The sequence below is a fragment of the Specibacter sp. RAF43 genome (assembly GCF_052114065.1).
Classification (GTDB): Bacteria; Actinomycetota; Actinomycetes; order Actinomycetales; family Micrococcaceae; genus Specibacter.
In genome coordinates this window covers 201,830-223,885 of record NZ_JBFREA010000004.1, presented here as the reverse complement: position 1 = coordinate 223,885, position 22,056 = coordinate 201,830, and the positions used below count along the sequence as shown (strand labels likewise).

Sequence of the window (22,056 nt, the reverse complement as noted above, 5' to 3'; positions counted from 1 at the left end):
GGGGGATGGATGGGAACGGACTGGCGCTTTCCTGTCATGATTGCGGCATCGCTTGTCGAGTTCGTCTTGCTCCTTCGCCTGGTTCTCGGGCGGGCGGCCTTCCGCCGGCGGATGGTGGCCGTGGCCGCGGTGTCGTTCACCGTTGTGGTCGCCGGCATGCTGTTTGGGAAATACGGGCTGCTCTTGGGCCTGCCGTGGTGGATTTACTACCCGTTGCCCGCGCTCGCCACAATCCTGCTGCCGCCCCTAGTTTTCCGGATGGCCTGGAAGGGCACGGCCGCGTACCTGGTGCTTGCCGCCTTGTCCGCCCCACTCATCCATGCCGTGTTTTCATTCTTCTTGGGGTGGCACGAATACATGCCGTTCCTTCGCGTGCCGAGTTTGTGGGAGATCACAGCGCCTTAGCCGCCCGCAATGTCCCGCAGGGTCTGCAGGTGTCCGGTCCAGGCGTCGCGTCCGTCCGGGGTCAGGCTCGCCGAGGTTCGCGGCATTTTCCCGACAAATCTCTTCTTGATCGTCAGGTAGCCGGCCTTTTCCAACACGGCCAGTTGCTTACTGAGGAGGGAATCACTGATCTGGATGGCATCGCGGAGGTCCTTGAAGTCCAGAGATTCCGCACCAGCCAGCGCAGCCATGATGGAAAAGCGGACCGGTGAGTGAATGAGCTCATTGAGCCTGTGCCGGGGATGCTCCGGGGACGTGGTCATGCGCGCAGTTCGCGGAACGCTGCGGCCAGACCGACGCCGGCCAGGACAATGGCGGCGGGTATGTAGAACCACAGGTTGCCATCGCGGAAGAAGCTCACTCCCACGCCCAGCGCAACCGCGTACAGGACGAGGTAGGCAATCAGGGAGGTCAGGAACCGCTTGGTGTACCCGGCCTTGGTCGACCGCTGGAACATGGGCCAGATGCAGGCAGTCGCAGTGGCCCAGATACCCACGGACGTGGCCAGCAGCGGTGCTCCGTACCCGGTGACCGAGACGATCTGCAGGCCGATCATCAGCATGGAACCCAGGATCGCCAGGCTGGTGAAGAGCAGGGCCACCGGCCACGCCGCGGCGTTGGTCGATGTGGCGCCGATCGAATCGGCCCTGGCCAGGAGTGCCTGCGCCTGCGCCGGCGACGGCGTGTCCGTCGTCTCGTTCTGGTTCATGGTGGGGCCTCTTGTTGGTGGTTGATTGACCAGAATATGAAAGTAGTTTCCATTTTGTCAAGTACTTTCGGTGAAGGCTGAGAAGGGTTGGCTGCCTGAGAGGCTCCAATTCGTAATGCGATTGTTTGTATGGAGCGAAAGATGCACGGGCAGCCAGTCTCGAAGGCCGAGATCGACGAGTGGGTCGAGGAAGCCGAGGCGGGCTACGACGTCGAAACACTGAAGACTCGGATGGGGCGTCCCGCCCGGGGCGCACAGGCGTCCCTGGTCGTCCCCGTGCGGTTGACCACCGAGGAGCTTGCGGCAGTCATGGCGCGTGCTGAGACCGAGCACCTGAACGGTTCCGAGGCGTTCCGCGCTGCACTGTCGACCTGGGCGCAAGCAGAACACGCAGCACCACCACATGATCATTCGCGGCTCCGCCCGCAAGCACCGGGTCAGCGACGAGGATGGGATCGAGGCGGCTTCGTGGCCGCTCGTCTTAGTGCCGCTGGACGATGGAGACCCACGCCGCTTCTTCGGCTCGGGTTCGATACGGGAGGTCGGTTGTTGGAGCTCGTGGTGCTGGTCTGGAACGATGTGACCGAAGAACTCATCCACGCGATGAAATGTCGGACGCGGGACCTCGGGATGCTAAACCAACCGCGGGTGCGCCTCGCCGGTCCACTGACGGGGCGCACTCGCGTAGAGTCACCGAAAAAGGAGGCACGATGTGGGCTGACGCAACAGTCATTGAGAAGGGATCGGACCGTTGGGCCGTGCTGGATGAGAACGGTTGGGGCGCCATGATCGGCTGGGCGGCCGGCGGCGACCTGGCCCGGCGGCCATTAGCTGACGAGGGACGGACCGTGATGGTCACAGTGGAACGGGCTGGATTCTCCGCGAGTTCCGAGGAACCGTTCTCGCGCGCCGACCGCGTGCTGGTCGATGACTCCATCGACGAATACCTGGCCGAGGCGGGGATACCGGCGCGGCCCCGGGGATGGGTATGGCTGATCCGGGTGCCCGACAGCTGTCCTTCCGGCAAGGATTTTTTCGACCGCATCAATGAGGAGCTCAATACGTTTAAGCCCGCCCCGGTACTCCCATCCGAATGGCTGCCGGTAATGCTGGAAACGGTAGCTCGCCTTTATGGAAACGGGTAGGGCAGGCCACATGTGTTTGCACCGACCAGCCGCGAGGGCTTCCGGCCGTGTGTGACTCAGTGGTGTTGCCGTATCCCAATGCCCTGGATACGGAACGTTTTGCGGGACACGCTCCAGGCTGTGTGGTCCCCTCACAGATATTCGGGGCGATCTCGGCATAGGCATGGTCCGGGACTATTGGTGGCAGACTGAAGGTTGGCGCTGGTGGCCGCGCCCCGCGCACGACAGGACGCCGATGACATCTCCGGCTGAGTTTTACAATGAATGGCTGGACGCTGATCTGGATGGCGATTAGGAACTCCTGGTCGTTATGGGACAGCAACTTAAGCTGGGCTGCGCCGTCAACAGTGACAGTTCCGGTGGAGTGCTCCTAGGCCAGGACGCGCAAAGCCTGAAGATCGGTGCTCTGCCGTCTGGGCTTCAGGGACCGAGCCATGGCCCGGGTCAGTAGTGGTAGCGGGCTTGCAGGATGGTGACGTACTTGTCGTCGGCGATGTAGACCAGCCGGTTGGCCTCGTCGATGCGCCGCGACCAGACGCCGGCTAGGGCGTGCTTCAATGCCTCCGGTTTACCGATCCCGTCGAACGGGTCATCTCGGAGGATGTCCTCGATGAGGGTGTTGATGCGTTTAAGGGTCTTCCTGTCCTGGGTCTGCCAGTACAGGTAGTCTTCCCACCCTTCGGTTGTCCACGCGAGTTTGCGCCCGTTCAAGGGGCGATGAGCCCATGTTCGGCAACGTTGCCCTCACGGGCTGAGCTGAGAGCGGAGAGCAGGCGCTGGGCGTTCGCGGGGCTGCGCAGCAGGTAGCTGGTCTCCACGAGGGCGTCGAACTCGTCCTTGGACATCAGCACGGCAGATCCACGCCGGGACGTGATCTCGACCTCGGTCTGATCGAGGTTGACGCGCTCGATGAGGCCAAAGAGGTCGCGCCGGGCCTCGCTTGTGGTGATTGCCATGACATCCTCCTAGTTGTACAAGATATGGTACTACTTTTCGGTTCAGGCCTGAAGTGCCAGGGTTCCGGCCGGTTCATCTCAGGATGTCCGTCTACCTAGGGAACGGCTGGCAGCTGGGAGAGCGCGCTGCAGGAAAGCATTGCCAATTCTTTGCCAACTAGCCCATTCCGGGCAAAGCAAAGGCCTCTACTTCCCTTATAAACAAGGGGGAGCGGGGGCCTTGCCGATTGGCGGTGATGGTGGTGTCCGGTTTCAGGACATCGTTGACAGATGTGTCGGGACATCGTTGACGGCGGGAATTGCTGCTTGCGTAGGTAGATGGCCACTCGGATCTGGTCGCGGGCGGTTCTTTTTGCGATGGATGACGGCCCCTGAAGGCTTCTTTGGGGCTGCCAATCTTTTGGAAAACTTCGCTGAGAAGTGCCGCTGAGTCGCACACAGCGCAAGCCACTCTCTCGAGATCAACTCCAGTGAAGGATCAGCCAGTCAGCCTTCCAACAATAGGTTTTAGGGTACAGAATATAGATTTCGACTTCGTGGCCGAACCTTCCCAGGAGGATCATGACCCTCTGGGATATGTCACCGTACAGCTCGTAATTGCGGGACTTGACGACCAGGTTCCACGCTTTGGCCCTGGGTGCAAGCGTGAACCAGGGTTCGCCCATTTGGATTCCCAGGGCCTTGGCTTCGGCTGTCCTGGTGACCACGCAATCGTCATTGTTGCTCAAGACAACCAATGCGCGTTTTCCAGCGACGGGTCGAACGCCTCTTGGACTTGCTCCATGGTGGCAGGTTCTACGGGAGGTGGTGAAGCGCCACAGTGCCAGTCCCCAGATATTCAGGGAGCTCAGCTCCGGTATCCGGATGTCCGGGTGATCAGGGTTCGCGGCTTGCAGCACCACGCCAGTAGAGGTGATGCTCAGCCTTTTGACTGTCAGCTCCCTATCCAGCACCGCCACGACTTTGTTTCCGTCCTTGGGTTCCAGGGCGCGGTTGACGATCAGCTCGTCGCCGTCGCTAATGCCGGCCCCTCCATGGAAGCACCCGAAATCCGCCCAATGTACGTGCTGGTAACATCCTTGATCATTCTCTGTAGAAAGTGCCTGTTCTGCCCGGTTTGTCGTTGAGTAGCCGCACGGTTTCCTTACGCCATTTCAAGCGCCTTTGGGAGGAACTGCGTTGCTACGGAACGCTTCAGAAGACGGAATACGTACACTTTGGGCTGAGGCAGGTGTTCACCCAGTCAGCTTAATATTGCAAAGGAGAGATCCAGCTATTTGCGAAGTCAACACGTCATTGAGCGCCCGTAAGGGGAACCTGTCGGGAATCGAATTTGGTGCCGGGCGGAGCGTCGGCGACCTCGCATCAGGAGACCGTCCAAGCGTAAACGCCCGTCCGTCAGAAGCACTTGGGCGAGGGCGTTGCACCACCACCTCGTGGGCTCATTGAATGCCGAACTGCGACCGAGTCATCGCGTCAAACATCCGGTCGGGCAGTCGGCTTATGGCCACAGCCGTCGAGGATCCGCGCCCGACCCGGTAACGCGTGCGAGGGTGCTCCGTTGTAGCTGCTTCCACTAGCACCGCGGCCACTGAATCGACATCACTTGTAATGCTCTTTCCTTGTATTCTGCGGTGATAATTAGCCACGGCGGCCGCCATATCCCTATAGGGTCCATCGCCGGAGGAAGCTTCCAGCGACCGCATTGCCTCCTCGTGCCAGGCGGTTCGCACTGGTCCGGGTTGAACCACGGTTACGTCGATTCCAAAAGGCCGAAGTTCCGCTCGCAGGCTGTCCGAGAGCGCTTCGAGGGCGAATTTCGATGCGTGGTACCAGCCTCCAAGGGGTGAACTGAACTCACCGGCAAGGCTCGAAACGTTCACGATTCGGCCCCTGCCCGCTTCGCGCATCGGGCCCATGACTCGCTGCGTGAGGGAGGCAAGACCGAATACATTCACGTCGAACTGACGTCGCGCTTGGGCGATGGGGGTTTCCTCGATTGATCCAAATTCTCCGTAGCCGGCATCGTTGATGAGGACGCCGATAGGCCCACATTCCGCCTCGACCTCCTGCGCTGCGTCGCTGATGCTTGCTTCGTCGGTGAGATCCAGATGGATGGGGACAACGTTGGGCATTTTCTTGACCAAGTCGATTCGACGAGCTGCACCAGCTACCCGATAGCCGCGGTCAACAAGGAGCTGAGCCGTTCGAGCGCCCAGTCCAGATGATGCGCCGGTAATGAGAACTGTTTCATTTTTACTGTTTATGGTGTTCACAGTTTTGTACTGTACTGTGAACATCATGCACAGTCAACGGGTTGATGATCGAACACTGCGGTTGGTATGGGGGGTTGCGGATCCGGCGAAGCGAGGACCGCAGGCTCGATTCACCGTTCGGGAAGTCACCACTGCCGCCTGTCGGCTGGCTGATGTCGAGGGTTTGCCCTCGGTGTCCTTGGCGAAATTGGCCAACCGGCTTGAGCTGACGACAACTGCCCTTTATCGGTATGTTGATTCGAAGGACGCGTTAATTGATCTGATGACGGATCAGGCGATTGGCCCGCCGCCGAATCTCGACGACCAAGACTGGAAAAAGGGGGCGCAAATATGGGTCCGCGAACTGTGGCTGCGATATGTGCACCATAGATGGTTGGCTGATGTCCAAGTAAGCGGCATGCCCCGTCATCCGAATCGGCTTCACTGGATGAATTCGCTTCTGCTCAATCTCGACCGGGGCGCGGTTCCCGATCCAATGCACATCGCACTTCTGCTCGACTCATTGGCGCGCGCATTTGCCACCCTCAGCCCATCGCCGACACCCGAGACCCAGCAGCTGCCGGCCTGGCTATCTAGCGCCATCCTGGACCGCTTTCCACGCCTTGCGCGCGAGCTGAGCCGTGACTGGACCGACGTCGAAGACGAGTTGGCGCGGGCCGTCGATACCGTGCTAGCGCGGGTAAGGTAGCGAAGCCAAATAGGCATCACGACGTAAGCGCAAGTCGACACCGGCGAGCAGCATTGCCGGAGCACGGGTTGCCGCCAGGGATCGAGTGTTCCGCAAGTCGGATGGTGAATGGACCCGCATAGAGCCGGCCGACCGCGCCCCGGCTCTGTCCAAATCCTGCCCGCAAGGGGAATAGTCTGCGGAGCGGGTTTCGACTGACCGACGATGGTGTGGGGCTCGTTTCACTGGGGATCCCGCCGCGGGATTGCTGTGCAGCGCACACTTCCCGGATCGCCGACTGCTCACTTGGCGACATCGTGTGTCGGAGCACAACCCATGATGTGCCCTCGCTCCGGCAGAGGCGGGCATACCGCCACGGCCCCGGGGATTGGTATGGCTGATCCGGGTACCCAACAGCTATCCTTCCGGCAAGGATTTTTTGACTCCATCAATGAGGAGCTCAATACGGTCGAGCCCGCTCCGGTGCGGCCATCCGACTGGCTGCCGGTAATGCTGGAAACGGCGGGTCGGCTTTACAAAAACGGGTAGGTGCCAGCCAAATGTGTCTGCACTGACCAGCTTCCGACCTTCCCAGCCGTGTGTGAGTCAGTGTTGTCGCCGTATCCCAGCGCCCTGGATGCGGAACGTTTTGCGGGACATTCTCAGGGCTGTGTGGTCGCGTCACAGATATTCGGGACGATGTCGGGATAAGCATGGTCCGGGACTATTGGTGGCAGACTGAAGGTTGGCGCTGGTGGCCGCCCCCGCAAATCGAAAGTGGGAGGACAATGAGTTCGAACGCACCACCCCCTATAGGGTCGCCCAATACGGGCCGAATGGGCAACAAGGGCCAGTACTACTTCAACCGCTTCCGAAGATTCATGGGGTTCGTCCATCTGTTCATGGGTGGCGAGTTTTTCTGTATTGCCGTGGTCGTGCTCATAACCAAGCCCAGGGTGTCGAGTCCCTTTTTCATCGTTCCCATTTCGATACTTGCACTGTCTCTCATCGCCTATTTGATCGCTGCTGTCTCTTTCCTGGTGCCTCTGTGCCGAGCCGCTGTGGAAGAGATGAGACGGCGTAAGCGAGGGCTCTCCATTGATACAACCGAACCCGGCCCATGGCTCACGCAGAGTTAGCTCTGATGTGCCGCCCTGATGGTCTTTCGTATTCAAGCCCGAGGCGATGACCAGTTGGCCATCCCAGCTGGCTGCCGGTCAGTGCAGACTGGGATCATGTGTGGACGAATCGTAGTGGCCCGGGCGACAGCTGACCGGGTGCGTTTGTTCAATGTCCAAGAAGCGGCAGAGAACCTTCCTGGACTGGCGTGGAACATCAAGCCCACGACCCGCGTGCCGGTGGTGCTTGAGTCAGCCAAAGACGGCACAGTACCAGTGCGTCGGCTGGAACCAGCCAGGTGGTCGCTGACGTCCTCCAACAGCTAGCTGACGTGACCTTCTTCGTGGGGGTCTCGAAGAGTTCCATCGACGCCTGGTCGCCCGTGGGATCCGGGTCGGTGACCCATCTTGCCGTTTTTATGACCTTTACGAGGCTACTCACAGTTAACAGTCAGCTCTCCACTTACTTGCGTACCTGGAACGTCGGGTTTATTGTCGGTAAGGTTGATTTTCGGACCGGGAGTCACACGCAATCCCTAAGGCGTCACGCCACCGGTCCGGCTTCAGTCGCGTATGCATTGACAGCGCCTCGCCGGTCCCCCGGCCGGTTGGGCGCTCATGCGACGACTTCGCCCCGCCCTGATTCGAGACCAGGGCGGGGCGTTTTCTCATGTAGCCAGTTAGAGTCCGGCACCTTTCTCCCGTCGGTATCTGTGTGCACTATGGACGGTTTGCAATGGATAGGCATTGCACCAGTCCCGATGATGGCGGCGGTCCCGACCTTTCGCCTGTCAGGTCGCGTTTCTTGGCGAACACGGAGAAGATCCGCTGGTTGCTGCACAACCGCTGGACCCGGTTCTCACACGCCAGCAGTCCACGGTCCTTCAGCTCGCCTGCATGAACCGGTACCGAACGCCGGGCCGTCCCGGTGGACAAACAGCGCGGCGTTGACCAGGTGCGCATCGGCCCAATCCCGTTCCGTCACCGGGCCGCCTTCCATGCGTAGAACACCTGCTTGGAGAAGCCGAGCACCGAAGCAGGCCATGTCGACCTCGGAGGCGCTGAAGGACAACCAACGCCGGTCGATTCGACCGGGAGATCGTCGCACTGCCGAGCGTCAAGACGGTCACCGACAAGGCGACCGGGGAGGTGCACAGCAAGAACGTGACCCTGACCCGCGACGAAGGCAACCGGGCCTCCACCACCCTGGATGGGTTCGTCCGGTGCTGGCCCACGGCACCGTCACGGCACACTCCAGCATCACAACCGGCAGCTCCTCGCAGCTCTCCGACGGCGCGTCAGCGTCCGTCCTCATGGAAGCCGGTGAAGCCGAGCGACGCGGGCTGACGCCGCTGGGTCTGTACCGAGGGATCGCGGTGGCCGGCTGCGGGCCGAACGAGATGCGCATCGGCCCGGTGTTCGCCGTCCCGAAGCTGCTCAAGGCTCACGACCTCACCATCGACGACATCGGCCTGTGGGAGCTCAACGAGGCGTTCGCCTCGCAGGCCGTGTATTGCCGCGACGAACTGGGGATCGACCCGGAACGGTTCAATGTCGACGGTGGCGGCATCTCGGTGGGCCACCCCTACGGTATGACAGGGGCACGCCTAACCGGTCACGCGCTGATCGAGGGCAAGCGCCGAGGCGTCCGCTACGTCGTCATCACCATGTGCGTCGGCGGCGGCATGGGCGCCGCTTGACTGTTCGAGGTCCCCTGATGCTTGGAGAGGGAGCGGGGCGTTCTTCGATATCACCGGGAAGACGGTGCTGGTGATCGGCGGCTCCCATGGCATCATTCTGATGATTGCTCGCGGGTTCTTGGAAGCCACGTCCACCAGCATCATTTCCTCGCGCAAAGCTGACGTATGCCAGCTGACGGCCGAGGAGCTCCCACCTGGGAACGTGCATCGCCCACCACGCGGACCCAGCCATCGACGAGGGGATCGAGAGCCTCGTCGAGCGGATCACTCCAGGCCTGGATGCCACTTGTCAACAAGGCCAGTCCCACCTAGGTGGCGTCGATCGACGAGTCGACTCCGGATTCGACATGGACATGGACGTGAACGTCAAGTCTGTGTTCATGCTGTTACCTCAGCGACATGGCGCTCCTGGGCGCAGCGCGATTGCCGCATCCGCCCCGCCCACCGTAGGATACGTCCCTCGATCACGCCGTCTGGTGCATGCGTCCGTTTCGTGTCGAGGAATGGCTGCAATACGGTCGCCGTCCGCAGAAGCGGGCACGCTCTGAGCGAGGGCAGGCTGTTCGAAACTGCAGGGGACTCGTGGAGATGTCCAGTCCCGGAGGGGTTGATGCGCTTCACCGTATCGCCGTCCGCACCGCAGACCTACACATCCAACCACCCAGCTAGAGCGAAAGAAATTCTGCCTCATGGCCACCCAATACAGTCTCCTCGGTAAAATCGCCACCATCCGGCTCGACAATCCTCCGGTCAATGAACTGGGCCACGCGACCCGCGAGGGCATCCTTTACGACCTCCGGCGCGCTCTGGACGAAACCGCTCTCGGTGCGCACCACCGTGTCGCGACGGCCTCCAGTAAGGTCGGGCTCCCGATCAGTCGGCGGCCCTTCGGCACGCCTTCTTCGCCGAGCGCGCCGCCCGGAACATTCCGGACATCCCGCGCGAAACCCGGACCCACGCAATGGATACCGTCGCCGTCATCGGCGCCGGAACGATGGGCGGCGGTATCGCCATGAACTTCCTCAATGCCGGACGTCCGGTGAAAATCCTAGAAACTAAGCAAGAAGCACTCGAACGTGGGATCGGCGTCATTCGACGGAACTATCAGGCGCAGGTCGACAAGGGGAAGCTCACCTCAGACGTACCAGACCAGCGGATGAAGTTGCTGTCGCCGACGCTGAACTACGCAGACATAGCCGACTGCGACCTGGTAATCGAGGCCGTATTCGAGGACATGGACGTCAAGCGGGCGGTCCTTACCCAACTCGATGACATGATGAAGCCGGGAGCGATCCTCGCGTCCAACACCTCAACCCTCGACGTCGCCGCGATCGCCGCGATCACGACCCGACCGGCGGACGTACTGGGCATGCGCTTCTTCAGTCCCGCGAACGTCATGGCCTTGCTCGAGGTGGTGCGTGGAATCAAGACCGCGGACAACGTGTTGGCAATCGCGCTGGCAATCGCGCTGGCAGTCGGGCAGCGGGTCGGTAAGACGGCTGTGGTATCGGGTGTATGCGAAGGTTTCATCGGTAGCCGCATGCTTGCAAAATATTCATTCGCTCCCAGGGACCTCCTCGAAAGCGTGGCCACGCCGATCCAGATCGATTCCGCAATGGAGGACTTCGGTCTGGCGATGGGACCTTTCCGAATGGCCGACCTGGCAGGAAATGACATCGTCTTGGCGATCCGCAAGCGCCATTACGCCGAGCAGCCGGATGCCCGGCGCGACGAGATCACCGACACACTATGCGAGATGGGACGTTTCGGTCAGAAGACCGGTGCGGGTTGGTATGACTACGAGCAGGGACGTCGCGACGCGATGCCGAGCCCGGTGGTCGACTGGCCGCTGGCCTCCTTCCACAAGAGGAATCAAACATTATCGCGGACCTTCGAGCCCGACGAGATCGTGCAAAGGTTGATCTTCGCACTGGCCGACGAGGGAGCCAGGATACTCGAAGAGGGCATTGCCCTCCGTGCCTCCGATATCGACGTGGTGTACACGTCCGGGTGCGACTTCCCAAGGCATCGTGGCGGTCCTATGTTGTACGCCGACACTGTCGGACTGGATACCGTGCTGTCGCAGTTATGCCGGTTCACGCCGGCCGAATGGGAGCCGGCTCCATTGCTGGTGCGTCTGGCCGCTGAGGGCAAGGCTTTCAATCACGCCCGAGCTACAAAAGATATGGTTGACGTCACACGCCTTCCAAACTATCTTTACATCAGTTAGTTAATTGGTGGTGCTTGGCCTGGGCAGATCAAGGCTCGCCCAGGGGGTGCCCGAGACAATAGGAGTGTCAGTGAATCGACGACTTGCCGGCGTGGCTGTAATAGCGGCGCTGTTCCTCACCGCTGGATGTGGATCGGCTAACGGATCCAAGAATGCAAACCAAGATGGGCCGATCGAGCTCTACCAGCTCACTGACGTGCAAGGGCCAAGCACCTCCCTGCCGTTTATGAAGACGTCTGCCGAGGCCGCGGTCAAGGAGATCAACGCCGCCGGCGGTGTCAACGGGCGAGAGCTGAAGCTGACGACATGCAACGAGGCCAACGACCCGAACACGGCCATCAAGTGCGCCCAAGCGGCCGCGCAGGGTGACAAGTATGTTGGTTTGGTCGGCGGCTTCTCGCTCTTCGGTGGCCAGATCAACCCCATCCTGGAGGCAGCGAAGCTCGCGAACATCGGGCCCGACGCCGTGACGGCTGAGGACACGTTGAGCACGTCGAGCTTCCTCATGGACACGGGTGTTCCAGGGTACGCAGCGATGCCGGCGGTCGCGAAGAAGTACCTTCATGCAAGCAAGATTGCGGTCTTCCTCACGGACAACAACACCGCCGGTCACCTGGAGGAATTCTTCAAGTCCGGCGCGCAGGCCGCTGGCGGGGAGATCGTCCAGACGATAGTGGTCCCCGTGGAGGCCACGGACTACAGCGGGTACCTCGCGAAGGCTCGCGATGCAGGCGCCGAGGCGATCGTCTCAGGAATGGGACAGACCCAGAACCTTGCGCTGTGGAAGACGTTGGCGTCCACGAATTCGGACCTCAAGACCGTGATGAGTGACGGCGGTGTCTCGACGGCCCTGATCGCCGAGGCGGGGCCCAAGAGCGTCGAGGGCAACTACGTGGTCAACGGTATCCCGTCCACCGCTCCGACGAACGACACGGCCAAGGCCTACAACGAGGCGATGAAGAAGTACGCCCCGGAGGAGAAGGTTATTGCGGGTGTCGGGATGCGTGCCTGGGCCTCCGTGCACCTCTTCGCCCAGGTCGCCGAGAAAATCGACGGACCGATTACGCGAGAGTCCGTCCTGCAGGCTTTCCAAGGTTTGAAGGATCACAAGTTCATGTGGGTCGATTCCCTCTCGTTCGACAAGCCGGGTCCTCTGAAGGAGTACCCGCGCCTGGTCACCCCAGTCGCGTTCCCGAGCAAGATCACCAACGGAGGGTTCGAGCCACTGGAGTTCTTCAACCCGTTCGTCTCCAACTAGCGCCGCTGGCGGGGTCGGTCCTCAGGGCCGGCCCCGCCCTCACCCCAGGAACGGTCAATGTCAGATTTCTTCTTCTTCGCCCTGCTCGGAGTCGGGCCCGGCGCCATCATCGGTTTGCTGGCAGTGGGCCTCGTCGTGGTCTACCGCGGTACGGGTGTGCTCAACCTCGCCCACGCTGCCCAGGCGAGCCTCGGCGCGTACCTCTACTACACGCTCTCGTCCTGGGGGATGCCAACGCTCGTCGCCGTTCTCGTCGCGGCCGTTGCCACCGGGGTCGCCGGGCTGGCGATCGAGTTCGCGGTCATGAGGCCACTGACCAATGCCTCCCCGCTGACCCAGCTGATCGCTTCGACGGCCGTCCTCGGCGTAATTCAGTCGACGCTCTTGCTCGTCTATGGCAGCGATGCGCGCAACGCCAAGACGATGCTCCCTGCTGATCCGGTCGGCCTCTGGGACGACCGGTTCGTGGGCGGCGATAGGCTGTTGCTGTTGGTCGTCGGCGTCGTGATCACCGTCGTGCTGTGGGCGTTCTTCAAGTACAGCACCTTCGGGATCACCACTACGGCTGCCGCTGCAAACCCTATGGGCGCTGCCACGCTGGGCATCAACGCGAACCGCGTGTCTGTGACGACGTGGTTCATCGGCGGCACCCTGGCAGGGCTGGCGGGGGCGTTGACCGCTCCCTTGAGTGGGCTTAGTCTGCTGAGCTTCGTCGGACTGCTCGTCCCGGTCCTGGCGGCGGCGCTGGGCGGTGGGCTGGTGTCGATCCCGCTCGCGATGATCTTGGGAGTGTTCATCGGGGTCGCGCAGTCGACGGTCTCGTCATACTCCGACGCGCGAGGCGTCAGCACCATGGTGACGTTCGCGATCCTCGTGGTCCTCATGCTGCTGCGAGGGCAGTCGGTGGTGTCCCGCGGTGTCGTCGGGACCAAGTTGCCATCCGTGGGGTCGGGTCTGATTCGTCCCCTTCCGACAGTCGGGATACTCGCCAGTCTGGTGGTTCTCGTATGGGCCGGATTCTCGCCTGAGTGGAATCAGGCCCTCTTGACGAGTTCCCTGATCGTTCTCCCTCTCCTTTCCGTGGTCGTGGTCACCGGTTATGCCGGTCAGCTGTCCTTGGCCCAGTTCTCCATGGCCGGCATCGGCGCAGTGGTCGCAGCTCAGCTGGCGAGCCGGTATGACATGCCGTTCCCGCTGCTGCTTCTCCTGGGCGGGCTCGCGGCACTGCCCGCTGGTTACCTCCTGGCGCTGACGGCACAACGCATGCGCGGAGCGAGTCTGGCGATCCTCACGCTCGGCTTCAACATCTTGCTGTTCGCGGTTCTATTCAGTCGGAGCGAGGTCATCGTGGTGCCGCCTCCGTCGTTCTTCGGGATCGATCTCTCGGCACTTATCGATCCGCGTGCATACATCACGTTCGCTCTGGTGATGATCACCCTGACGTTGGTGCTGGTCGGGAACGCACGACGGGGTCAGTTCGGACGTCACCTCCTCGCCATCCGTGGAAATGAGCGTGCGGCTGCCTCGCTCGGCATAAGTGTGCGGTCGGCGAAGACCAAGGCGTTTCTGCTCAGCTCGTTCATCGCCGCGGTCGGCGGTGTGTTGCTGACCTTCAGGTCGACGGCGGTCTCGTCCACGAACTTCGCCCCACTCGAGTCCATCTACCAGCTCGGTTGGGTGGTCATCGGGGGTGTCGGTTACCTCGTCGGACCCCTCGTCGGGTCGATCTTCGCGCCGGGCGGGCTGGGCAACCAGCTCATCGCGACTATCTACAACGATCAGTTCGCATGGCTCCCCCTCGTGAGCAGCCTCCTCCTGCTCATCACCATCCTCCTCAACCCCGACGGCGTGGTCTCCGTCTTCCGTGATCTCGGAACCTTGGTGCGCGCTCGACTTCAGCGCCCGCGGAAAAGTGATGCGTTCGTTCTTCCCGCTGCAGCTCCGCAGCAGACGGTCCGCGCGCGGTCGACCCTCAGGATCGATTCCGTATCGAAGGCTTTCGGCGGGTCGCGCGTGCTGACGGACGTCTCCCTCACCGTCGCCGCAGGAACGGTTCACGGACTGATCGGGCCCAACGGCGCTGGCAAGACCACGTTGCTGGATGTGATCAGCGGCTTCACCAAGCCGGATAAAGGAGAACTTTTGTTGGGCGGCAGGACGTTGACCAGGCTCTCGCCCGAGAAGCGGGCACGGGCGGGTATCGGACGCTCATTCCAGAACCTCGAGCTGTTCGACGACATGACCGTCTACGACAACATCCTGGTTGCCTCCGAGATCTCGCGCCGCCCCAGCGTGCTCAGAGATCTCTTCCTCCCCCGCCGAGCGGAACTGTCTGCTTCAGCCATCGAGGCAATCCGCTTCCTCGAGCTGGAAGCTCACCTCCAGCACAAGATCAGTGACCTAACCTACGGAACCCGTCACCTGGTCGCCATTGCTCGCGCACTTGCCACGGACGCGGACGTGGTGTTGCTGGACGAGCCGGCTGCGGGCCTGGACGAGGTGGAGACCGCCGAACTGAAGGCGCTGATCAGACGGCTCGTCGAGAATGCTGGACTCGCAGTGTTGCTGATCGAACATGACGTCGATCTCGTCATGAGCGTCAGCGATCGTGTGACCGCGCTCCGAGGAGGAGAGGTCGTAGCCTCGGGAACTCCCGATGAAGTCAGATCCGACCCTGCCGTGATCGAGAGCTATCTGGGTACCTCGGACGAGGCTGAGAAGAAAGAGGTGACGGGATGAGCGCCGCATTGGTGCTTTCTGCTCGCGGAATCAGCGCGGGATATGGGCCGAAGAGCTTCGTGCGCGATTTTGAGATTGACGTGCATGAGGGCGAGACCATCGCCCTGCTGGGCGCGAACGGGGCCGGAAAAACGACCGCTTTGCTCGCACTCGCCGGCGCGATCAAACCACGCGCGGGAACGGTTGAGCTGCTGGGTCGACGCGTCGACAGTCCGCTCCACGTTCGCGCACGGTCGGGACTGTCATTCGTCACGCAGGAGCGTTGCGTGTTCATGAACCTCACGGTGCTGGACAACCTCCGAGCGGCCGGCCTCAAGCCGGAATCGGCCTTATCGTACTTCGACGAGCTCGAACCGCACCTGAAGCGGCAGGTGGGCCTGCTGTCCGGTGGGCAGCAGCAGATGTTGGCGGTGGCGAGAGCCTTGGCGCGCAAGCCTCGTGTGCTCCTAGCCGACGAGCTGTCACTCGGATTGGCACCGATGGTGGTACGGCGGATCTTCGACGTCATTGCGCAGGCTAGTCGCCAGGACGGGCTCGGCGCGATCGTCGTCGAGCAACATATCGACGCGGTGCTGCGGCGATCCGATCGGGGCGCCGTCATGCGTCGCGGCAAGCTTGAGCTCGTCGACGACGCGGAGACGCTGCTCGGCCGCAAGGATGAAATCCGTGACCTCTACCTCTAACGCCATCGAGCCGGGGATTTTCTCGGACAAGACCATCATCGTAACCGGCGGTTCGTCCGGGATCGGGGCGGCCTGTGTATCGTTGCTTGCTCGGGCCGGAGCCGCAGTCGTCGTGGCTGACGTCAACGAACCGGCAGACCACGCCAGCAACTCGACCAGCTATCGTGCGACCGATGTGACATCTGAATCGGCCATCGACGGTCTTTTCGCCTGGTGCGACCGCGAGGTGGGGCCAGCCGATGCTGTGGTAAACGCAGCCGGTGGGTCGCGCGCCGCGGCAATTACCGACCTCGAGCTCGCGGAGTGGAACCACGTATTGGCCCTCAACCTCACGAGCGTCTTCCTCATGACCAGGGCGGCCGCGCGACACTGGCGGAGCCGCGATCGCGGAGGTCGCATTGTCAACGTCGCCTCGATCAGCGCCTCGATCCCAGCACATCTGAGCGCGGCGTACTGCTCCTCCAAGGCAGCCGTCGTGATGCTCACGCGCCAGACCGCGCTCGAGCTGGCTTCGCAGAACATTCGAGTGAACGCTGTCTCCCCAGGTCTGACGGAGACACCCATGACGGAGCGACTGCTGGGTGTGGATTCACTCCGAGACGAGTTCATGAGAGCGATCCCTGCTGCAAGGGCGGCGACGCCAGACGAAGTGGCTGGGGTCATCAGCTTCCTGTTGGGTGACGCCGCCTCGTATGTCACCGGGCAGGAGATCCAGGTCGACGGTGGCTGGTCCACCGCCGGTTATCCCGATGTCCGGCTACACTTAGCGCACCGGGAAAACTGATTTCCCATCAGTTGTTGGGAAGGCCGCCGTGCGGTTGTAATCTGTCCCGACGTTGAATCGGAGGTGACACATGAACACGATCCAATCATCCGCGCGCAAGCGTCTCGGTCGTCCACCGGCAGGTACTTGGGGCGACGACGAACTGAAGAATCAGCTGATCATTGCGGCGCGGAGGCTCTTTTCGGAGCGGGGGTACTCCGGAGTCTCGGTAAAGGACGTTGCGGACGCGTGTGGCGCCACTCCGGCGGCGATCCACTACCACTTCAAGTCGAAGGCCACGCTCTACACCGAGTGCCACATCACGCTTCTTCATCAGGCCGCCGAACGGGCGGCACGTATCGCGTCCCAAGGCGGGACGGTCCTCGACCGGCTCGCTAAGGTCTGCGACGAGCACGTCGTCGACGTGTCAGAACTTTCGGGACTGTGGGCCCAGCTCCCGCAAGTCGAGTCGGTCGACGACGAGTTCCGCGCCGGCGTCGTCCAATGGCGCCGGCGCTACATTGACGTTGTTGAGCAACTGGTTTCCGAGGTGCAGTCGGCCGGTTTGGGGCCAGTCGGTATCAAGCCGCGCCACGTTGCCCATCACCTCATCGGCCTGTTGAACCACCTGCCGCGGTGGCGACCGAATATGACTCAGTCCGACCGCTCAGACATGGTTGGCGAGGTGTTCACACTCATCGGCCTCGTATCGCAGTCAGGGTCAGTCGCCGCGGACGGCTCGTGTGGCGTCCTGAACGGTGGTTAGCACCGCGTCCGCTCTCCGGTGCAAGGCATCCGTGTCGTTGATCGCCGCTGGCTCGTTCCACAGGGTCAGGTTGAACGCGACGTCGCCCTCCGGTCCGAACACAGGAGCGCTAATTGAGCGGAGGTCGCGCGGGTCGATCGAGTCGAACGAGGCGGGGTTGTATAGCCGTGCCGCGTCCTCCAACACAGACGCGCTCATCCCGACTTGGGCGCCAGCCACGACCTTCTCCAGTTCGTTGCTCTGGGCGTGGCCGAACGTCACCGAGTATCCGCGGTCCCGGACGGTCCTAAGGATCGTCTCGGCGTCCTCGCGATCCATCGACGACAGCGCGGCTGCCTTCGACAGCCAAGGTTCGCGCACCTGGGACCCGCCGAAGGCGGCGAATACGCTGCCGATCGGTGGTGCAAAGGGGATGCGTCGCCCCACTCGGGATGGGATCGACGTCCGCGGCACCCGCCCTGCGGACACTGCAAGCACCAAGTCGTCGCCCTTCAGGAGGACGGCCGTGACCTCGGATCCGAACCGGGCCGCCAAGGACTCCATCTGCGGCCGGAACCGGTCGGCCTGACCGAGCTGGTCGATGATGTCCACGTCCCGTGCAGCCATCGAGCGCGGCGAAAACGATCCGTAGCCACCACGGAAGAAGAGCAACGGGTAGGCGGCGCTCAACACGTCGAGATCCACGACCCGTGCCACCACGATCTCGTGGTCCCCAGCTCCGGCAATCGAGACAATCTCGCAGTCGATGGAGGCGATACTCCCGTGGATCACAGGATTCCCACTGCGCGACGCAGTCCAGTCGATCCCGACGAACTTGTCTGTCTTCCGTGTGGCGATGAGGCGGGAGGCCTCTTCCTGTTCGGCTGCCAGGACGTTCACGCAGAACTGTGTGCCGGACGCCTTCAGAGCCGCCCACGATGAGGAGTTCCGATCCGGAAGAAACGCGACGTACGGGGGATCGAGCGAAACCGACACGAACGAGCCCACGGTCATACCGATCGGTACCCCGCTGTCGGTAGCCGTGATGACCACGACGCCGGTCGGGTACTGACCCAGGACCTCGCGGAATCGTGCTGAATCGATGAATGTCATGCCGTGACCTCCGAGGTCTGCGTAGTGGTACGGATGAGAGCGTCCACAGCCACGACCCACGGCTCGCTGGCACGGACGATCAGGGGGTTCATCTCCACTTCCGAGACGTCCGGTTGCTCCATCATCAGGTCAGAGACTCCGAGGAGGATTCCGGCCAGATGTTCCTGTGCGGCCGATGAAAGATGCGCGATGCCCGGAGTGCGGCGAATGAGCTCGACAATGCGGTGACGAGTTGCCGGAGCCGCGACGACTCCGATCTCCTGTCCAGCTCCCGCGCCGCCACCGCCGGGACCGATGGCCAGCACCGGTCCGTATTGGTGGTCGCGGACAGCGCCGACGAGGACCTCGGTGGAGCCGGTGATGATCTGTTGAACGACGAACCCATCGATGGCGGCATCGGGGGCGTTGCGTGTCACGTTGTCTCGAATATTGCGGACCGCCTGAGCGATGTCCGGGGTGCTGGTGGCTCCTAACACGATCCCGCCCACAGCTGCCTTGTGAGCGATGTCGTCAGACACCACCTTCACGACGGCGGGGTAGTAGCTCCAGGTTTGAAGATCAGGATGGGACCCGTCGGGGTCGAGCCGGATCATCGGGGCGAATACCACCCCGCGGTCCCGCAGCACTTCTGCGCTCCGCACCTCATTTACCAAACCTCCGGTGGGCTGGAGGGGCGAAGCAACAGGTCCGGCGGCGGCCGTCGGCCAGGCCTCCCGCGTGTTGATGCGATGCCACGCCCGGATCGCGTGGCAGGCGCGGTCCAGGTCGGAGAACAAGGAGATAGAGCGATGGCGCTCGAGAACTGCAAGCACCTGTGGATCTCGCCATTCGCTCATCCACGTCACTGCGAGGGGAACCGCGAGATTCTCACTCGCCTCGATCACACGCGAGAGCCGCTTCTCGATGTCGGACGTATGCAGCGCAACCCCGAGCGGCAGCAGGACGCTGCTGGTCTCTTTCGCGTCGCCGACGATGCTCACGCAGGTGCCAATCGCGGTCCCCGTCGTGTCCGTGGCCGTGACGTCGATCGGATTCCCGCCGGCTCCGTAGCTGGGAATCGCGGTCCCCACCGCGTCAACAGTTTCGGCTCGCAACGTCGCGAGTGTGACACCGTGTCTCTCGGCGGCATCGCAAGCGAGCACCCCGGCGCCGCCCGAACCGCTGACGATCACCGTCCCCTCTCCGTTCGGGCGCCGGTCGCGATTCTTGCCGAGGAACTGCGCCGTTTCGACCATCGTCGAGAGGTCATGGGCGATGATCGCCGACCGTGCCTCCAGTGCAGCGAGAGTGGCGCGCGCATCCCCGACCGCTGCTCCGGTGTGTGATGAGACGGCAGTCGCGCCGGCGGACGACATGCCGGCCTTGACCACCACCACTGGGACTGACCGGTCTTTGGCGTGGTCCAGTGCGTCGAGTATGCGGCTCGATTCACGCAGGCCCTCGTAGGTCAGGCAAATCGCAGACACCCGCGGGTCGTCCGCCATCGCGTACACTATGTCGCCCACATCCAGCACGACGGAATTGCCGGTGCTGACGAAGTGGGAGAACGCGACGCCACGGGCTTGAGCGTGAAGAACGTATTGCCCGAGAGCGCCGCTCTGGGCCACCACGGCCAAGCCGGATGCAGCTGCCTGGTTGTGGCGAACGAGGTCGCCGCCCGAACCGCTGAATGTCAAGGGTATGCGGTCGACGAAGTTGATGAGCCCTACGCAGTTCGGTCCCAGCAGGGCCATGCCGTACGAGGTGGCCAATCTGCGGAGCTCCGCCTCGTCGCGTGACCCTTGCTTTGCGTCACTCTCGCCGAAACCAGAGGTGTAGACAATGCAGCCGCGGGCTCCGGCTTCCCCGGCATCGCGGACGGCTTGCAGTACGGAGTCGCGCGGCGTCGCGATGACCACGCAGTCTATCTCGTGGCCGATGGAGGAGACGGTCGGGTACGCGGGTAGCCCCCCGACCGTCTCCCGGCCGGGGTTCACCGGCGCCACCGTCCCCGCATAGCCCGCCGTTGCGAGGTTGCTCATCACGATCTGGCCCGCTGCGCCCAGCCGGTCGGTCGCGCCGACGACAGCGACTGAGGTCGGACGCAGCAGAGGGAGTAGATCGGTGAACATCGGGGTCCTTACGTGAGAAAACTGGTCACTAGTTAATTATTACCCTGAGGGATCGTGGGCAATCATGTCAAGATGCGCGCAGAGCTTTCTTCGGGGAATCATTTGAAAGTGCCCGCATGGACGGCCGGGGTCCGGGGCCCTGATTGCTGGCCGTTAGCGTCAACAGTTCGACCGTAAGCGAACCACCCATTTCCGGGCCTTGTTCTTCACCGCGCATTTCCAATGAGTCACGCGGACCGTTGACAAAGCTCCAGGCATGTTGGCATTATTTGACCAACAGTTAGTTAATTAGGAGGTGGCATGCGCCGTCAGTGGTTCGAGCGGGGGCTTGAGGAAATCACCGATTCGGTCTTCCGGGTCCCTCTACCCCTTCCCATTGCCGGACTCAAGGCGGTCAACTCCTATGTACTCCTCGGTGAAGGCGACGCAATCGCCCTCATAGATCCGGGAGTCGCCACGGCGGAATCGCGACGTTCGCTTACGACAGCGTTGAGGAGCCTGGGGCGGTCCTTCGCAGACGTCACCGACGTCCTGGTAAGCCACCTCCACGGCGACCACTACGGTCTGGCCATTGAGCTCAGGCGGGAGGTGCCGTTCCGGTGGTGGCTCGGTGAGGGCGAGCGTCGCTCGGTCGAGGCGCTCTCGGACAAAGCGCGTAAGCCCTTCGAGACCCAACAGGCGCTCCTCGCGGAGTCTGGTGCGGCGGGTCTCGAGCTCTCGCAAAGGCTCGAGGACGAGATGGCAACATTCAAGATCGATCGATCCGTAGGCGCGCCTGACTGCTGGATTGGAGCCGACACCAGCTTTCCGGCGAGCGTTCCCGGCCGTCTCACCTCGATCGCAACACCCGGCCACACTTCTGGCCACACGGTCTTCCACTTGGCAGATGCCGGTCTATACTTCACCGGTGACCACGTACTCCCGGCCATCACGCCGTCGATCGGATTGGAGCCAGTCGCTCCGTTGAACGTGCTGGCTACCTACCTGTCCTCGCTCAGGAAGCTGGTCGAACTGCCCGACGGGGTCCTGCTGCCTGCACATGGTGCGGTTGGTGCAAGCGTTCACGCCCGGGTGCTCGACATCCTCGACCACCATCAGCGACGCTTGGAGCTCATAGAGTCCTACATCGACGAGGCGCCGTCATCTGCCTTCGAGGTCGCGAGCCGATCCACATGGACGCGACGGGAGACGCCGCTATCCTCACTCACCGCGCAGCACATGACCTACGCGGTGGTCGAGACCCACGCCCACCTGCGCGAGCTCGAACGGACTGGCAGGGCGCGCGCGATCAGCGACGGACGCGTCGTTCGGTTCAGCCGGATCGATGTCCAGACGTGCGCCTTCGAGGAGCACCCTGACATGCCCAATTCACTGTCTACCCACAAATAACCTGGAGGAA

Annotated in this window: 20 protein-coding genes and 3 pseudogenes; 13 read left to right on the top strand and 10 right to left on the bottom strand. The window is 62.4% G+C overall.

Going from position 1 to position 22,056, the window contains the following annotated elements:
* Positions 1 to 36 precede the first annotated feature (36 nt).
* Complete coding sequence (locus AB4Y80_RS04270) at positions 37 to 405, top strand: hypothetical protein (RefSeq protein ID WP_442212092.1); 369 nt, start codon at positions 37 to 39, stop codon at positions 403 to 405.
* Here the strand turns inward: AB4Y80_RS04270 and AB4Y80_RS04265 are convergent.
* Both AB4Y80_RS04265 and AB4Y80_RS04260 read right to left on the bottom strand, forming a co-directional pair.
* A complete protein-coding gene (locus AB4Y80_RS04265) occupies positions 402 to 707 on the bottom strand; it encodes a winged helix-turn-helix domain-containing protein (RefSeq protein WP_442212091.1) in 306 nt (101 codons plus the stop codon). The genes AB4Y80_RS04270 and AB4Y80_RS04265 overlap by 4 nt on opposite strands.
* A complete protein-coding gene (locus AB4Y80_RS04260; RefSeq protein WP_442212090.1) occupies positions 704 to 1,153 on the bottom strand; it encodes a hypothetical protein in 450 nt (149 codons plus the stop codon). Before AB4Y80_RS04260 ends, AB4Y80_RS04265 begins: the two co-directional genes overlap by 4 nt.
* Positions 1,154 to 1,863: 710 nt before the next feature.
* Between AB4Y80_RS04260 and AB4Y80_RS04255 the strand changes: the two genes are divergently transcribed.
* Positions 1,864 to 2,298 (top strand): DUF5956 family protein, encoded by a 435-nt coding sequence (locus AB4Y80_RS04255; protein ID WP_442212089.1) that lies wholly within the window; start codon positions 1,864 to 1,866, stop codon positions 2,296 to 2,298.
* A 444-nt stretch (positions 2,299 to 2,742) separates the two neighbouring features.
* Here the strand turns inward: AB4Y80_RS04255 and AB4Y80_RS04250 are convergent, their stop codons facing one another.
* The 5 genes and pseudogenes from AB4Y80_RS04250 to AB4Y80_RS04230 all read right to left on the bottom strand — a co-directional run bounded on the left by AB4Y80_RS04250 (position 2,743) and on the right by AB4Y80_RS04230 (position 5,557).
* Positions 2,743 to 3,009 carry a Txe/YoeB family addiction module toxin gene (locus AB4Y80_RS04250; RefSeq protein WP_442212088.1) on the bottom strand — a complete coding sequence of 89 codons (267 nt, stop codon included), beginning with the start codon at positions 3,007 to 3,009 and terminating at the stop codon, positions 2,743 to 2,745.
* The gene (locus AB4Y80_RS04245; protein ID WP_442212086.1) at positions 3,006 to 3,254 is read right to left on the bottom strand and encodes a type II toxin-antitoxin system Phd/YefM family antitoxin; all 249 of its coding nucleotides are present in this window, start codon (positions 3,252 to 3,254) and stop codon (positions 3,006 to 3,008) included. The genes AB4Y80_RS04250 and AB4Y80_RS04245 overlap by 4 nt, the downstream gene beginning before the upstream one ends.
* A 521-nt stretch (positions 3,255 to 3,775) precedes the next feature.
* Positions 3,776 to 4,038 (bottom strand): annotated as a pseudogene (locus tag AB4Y80_RS04240) (Y-family DNA polymerase); the annotation flags it as partial.
* Between the two features lie 11 nt (positions 4,039 to 4,049).
* Positions 4,050 to 4,341, bottom strand: a pseudogene (locus AB4Y80_RS04235) (LexA family protein); the annotation flags it as partial.
* 355 nt (positions 4,342 to 4,696) lie between these two features.
* Positions 4,697 to 5,557: an oxidoreductase gene (locus AB4Y80_RS04230; protein ID WP_442212084.1), complete on the bottom strand. Its 861-nt coding sequence runs from the start codon at positions 5,555 to 5,557 to the stop codon at positions 4,697 to 4,699.
* Between AB4Y80_RS04230 and AB4Y80_RS04225 the strand changes: the two genes are divergently transcribed.
* The 3 genes from AB4Y80_RS04225 to AB4Y80_RS04215 all read left to right on the top strand — a co-directional run bounded on the left by AB4Y80_RS04225 (position 5,556) and on the right by AB4Y80_RS04215 (position 7,642).
* Positions 5,556 to 6,218, top strand: coding sequence for a TetR/AcrR family transcriptional regulator (locus AB4Y80_RS04225; RefSeq protein ID WP_442212118.1), 663 nt, complete (start codon positions 5,556 to 5,558; stop codon positions 6,216 to 6,218). The two genes, AB4Y80_RS04230 and AB4Y80_RS04225, sit on opposite strands and share 2 nt — an antisense overlap.
* 346 nt (positions 6,219 to 6,564) lie before the next feature.
* Positions 6,565 to 6,708 carry a hypothetical protein gene (locus AB4Y80_RS04220; RefSeq protein ID WP_442212117.1) on the top strand — a complete coding sequence of 48 codons (144 nt, stop codon included), beginning with the start codon at positions 6,565 to 6,567 and terminating at the stop codon, positions 6,706 to 6,708.
* Positions 6,709 to 7,354: 646 nt separating this feature from the next.
* Positions 7,355 to 7,642, top strand: coding sequence for an SOS response-associated peptidase family protein (locus AB4Y80_RS04215; protein ID WP_442212083.1), 288 nt, complete (start codon positions 7,355 to 7,357; stop codon positions 7,640 to 7,642).
* A gap of 420 nt (positions 7,643 to 8,062) precedes the next feature.
* On the opposite strand, the pseudogene AB4Y80_RS04210 reads toward AB4Y80_RS04215, so the two are convergent.
* Positions 8,063 to 8,347: pseudogene (locus tag AB4Y80_RS04210) on the bottom strand (IS3 family transposase); the annotation flags it as partial.
* Positions 8,348 to 8,538: 191 nt separating this feature from the next.
* Here AB4Y80_RS04210 and AB4Y80_RS04205 point away from each other — a divergent pair.
* The 7 genes from AB4Y80_RS04205 (at position 8,539) to AB4Y80_RS04175 (ending at position 17,454) form a co-directional block, all read left to right on the top strand.
* On the top strand, positions 8,539 to 9,015 hold the full coding sequence (locus tag AB4Y80_RS04205) for a hypothetical protein (RefSeq protein WP_442212082.1): 477 nt from the start codon (positions 8,539 to 8,541) through the stop codon (positions 9,013 to 9,015).
* A gap of 961 nt (positions 9,016 to 9,976) precedes the next feature.
* Positions 9,977 to 11,245, top strand: a complete 1,269-nt coding sequence (locus AB4Y80_RS04200; protein ID WP_442212081.1) for a 3-hydroxyacyl-CoA dehydrogenase NAD-binding domain-containing protein — start codon at positions 9,977 to 9,979, stop codon at positions 11,243 to 11,245.
* Between the two features lie 70 nt (positions 11,246 to 11,315).
* Positions 11,316 to 12,503 carry an ABC transporter substrate-binding protein gene (locus AB4Y80_RS04195; RefSeq protein WP_442212080.1) on the top strand — a complete coding sequence of 396 codons (1,188 nt, stop codon included), beginning with the start codon at positions 11,316 to 11,318 and terminating at the stop codon, positions 12,501 to 12,503.
* Between the two features lie 57 nt (positions 12,504 to 12,560).
* A complete protein-coding gene (locus AB4Y80_RS04190; protein WP_442212079.1) occupies positions 12,561 to 15,242 on the top strand; it encodes an ABC transporter permease subunit in 2,682 nt (893 codons plus the stop codon).
* Complete coding sequence (locus AB4Y80_RS04185) at positions 15,239 to 15,925, top strand: ABC transporter ATP-binding protein (protein ID WP_442212078.1); 687 nt, start codon at positions 15,239 to 15,241, stop codon at positions 15,923 to 15,925. The genes AB4Y80_RS04190 and AB4Y80_RS04185 overlap by 4 nt, the downstream gene beginning before the upstream one ends.
* Positions 15,909 to 16,709, top strand: coding sequence for an SDR family NAD(P)-dependent oxidoreductase (locus AB4Y80_RS04180; protein WP_442212077.1), 801 nt, complete (start codon positions 15,909 to 15,911; stop codon positions 16,707 to 16,709). The genes AB4Y80_RS04185 and AB4Y80_RS04180 overlap by 17 nt, the downstream gene beginning before the upstream one ends.
* 70 nt (positions 16,710 to 16,779) lie before the next feature.
* Positions 16,780 to 17,454, top strand: a complete 675-nt coding sequence (locus AB4Y80_RS04175) for a TetR/AcrR family transcriptional regulator (RefSeq protein ID WP_442212075.1) — start codon at positions 16,780 to 16,782, stop codon at positions 17,452 to 17,454.
* Here AB4Y80_RS04175 and AB4Y80_RS04170 read toward each other — a convergent pair.
* Both AB4Y80_RS04170 and AB4Y80_RS04165 read right to left on the bottom strand, forming a co-directional pair.
* Positions 17,410 to 18,546, bottom strand: coding sequence for a flavin reductase (locus AB4Y80_RS04170; protein ID WP_442212074.1), 1,137 nt, complete (start codon positions 18,544 to 18,546; stop codon positions 17,410 to 17,412). The two genes, AB4Y80_RS04175 and AB4Y80_RS04170, sit on opposite strands and share 45 nt — an antisense overlap.
* Positions 18,543 to 20,657, bottom strand: a complete 2,115-nt coding sequence (locus AB4Y80_RS04165; protein ID WP_442212073.1) for an acetate--CoA ligase family protein — start codon at positions 20,655 to 20,657, stop codon at positions 18,543 to 18,545. The genes AB4Y80_RS04170 and AB4Y80_RS04165 overlap by 4 nt, the downstream gene beginning before the upstream one ends.
* A 300-nt stretch (positions 20,658 to 20,957) precedes the next feature.
* Here AB4Y80_RS04165 and AB4Y80_RS04160 point away from each other — a divergent pair, with 300 nt between their 5' ends.
* Positions 20,958 to 22,046, top strand: coding sequence for an MBL fold metallo-hydrolase (locus AB4Y80_RS04160; protein WP_442212072.1), 1,089 nt, complete (start codon positions 20,958 to 20,960; stop codon positions 22,044 to 22,046).
* The last annotated feature ends 10 nt before the right edge of the window (positions 22,047 to 22,056 follow it).

Excerpts from the sequence above, each read along its gene's own strand:
- AB4Y80_RS04215 (WP_442212083.1), top strand. The coding sequence starts at position 7,355 with ATGGTCTTTCGTATTCAAGCCCGAGGCGATGACCAGTTGGCCATCCCA.
- AB4Y80_RS04185 (WP_442212078.1), top strand. The coding sequence starts at position 15,239 with ATGAGCGCCGCATTGGTGCTTTCTGCTCGCGGAATCAGCGCGGGATAT.
- AB4Y80_RS04225 (WP_442212118.1), top strand. The coding sequence starts at position 5,556 with ATGCACAGTCAACGGGTTGATGATCGAACACTGCGGTTGGTATGGGGG.
- AB4Y80_RS04270 (WP_442212092.1), top strand. The coding sequence starts at position 37 with ATGATTGCGGCATCGCTTGTCGAGTTCGTCTTGCTCCTTCGCCTGGTT.
- AB4Y80_RS04245 (WP_442212086.1), bottom strand. The coding sequence starts at position 3,254 with ATGGCAATCACCACAAGCGAGGCCCGGCGCGACCTCTTTGGCCTCATC.
- AB4Y80_RS04200 (WP_442212081.1), top strand. The coding sequence starts at position 9,977 with ATGGATACCGTCGCCGTCATCGGCGCCGGAACGATGGGCGGCGGTATC.
- AB4Y80_RS04255 (WP_442212089.1), top strand. The coding sequence starts at position 1,864 with ATGTGGGCTGACGCAACAGTCATTGAGAAGGGATCGGACCGTTGGGCC.
- AB4Y80_RS04175 (WP_442212075.1), top strand. The coding sequence starts at position 16,780 with ATGAACACGATCCAATCATCCGCGCGCAAGCGTCTCGGTCGTCCACCG.
- AB4Y80_RS04265 (WP_442212091.1), bottom strand. The coding sequence starts at position 707 with ATGACCACGTCCCCGGAGCATCCCCGGCACAGGCTCAATGAGCTCATT.
- AB4Y80_RS04165 (WP_442212073.1), bottom strand. The coding sequence starts at position 20,657 with ATGTTCACCGATCTACTCCCTCTGCTGCGTCCGACCTCAGTCGCTGTC.
- AB4Y80_RS04260 (WP_442212090.1), bottom strand. The coding sequence starts at position 1,153 with ATGAACCAGAACGAGACGACGGACACGCCGTCGCCGGCGCAGGCGCAG.
- AB4Y80_RS04190 (WP_442212079.1), top strand. The coding sequence starts at position 12,561 with ATGTCAGATTTCTTCTTCTTCGCCCTGCTCGGAGTCGGGCCCGGCGCC.
- AB4Y80_RS04170 (WP_442212074.1), bottom strand. The coding sequence starts at position 18,546 with ATGACATTCATCGATTCAGCACGATTCCGCGAGGTCCTGGGTCAGTAC.
- AB4Y80_RS04230 (WP_442212084.1), bottom strand. The coding sequence starts at position 5,557 with ATGATGTTCACAGTACAGTACAAAACTGTGAACACCATAAACAGTAAA.
- AB4Y80_RS04160 (WP_442212072.1), top strand. The coding sequence starts at position 20,958 with ATGCGCCGTCAGTGGTTCGAGCGGGGGCTTGAGGAAATCACCGATTCG.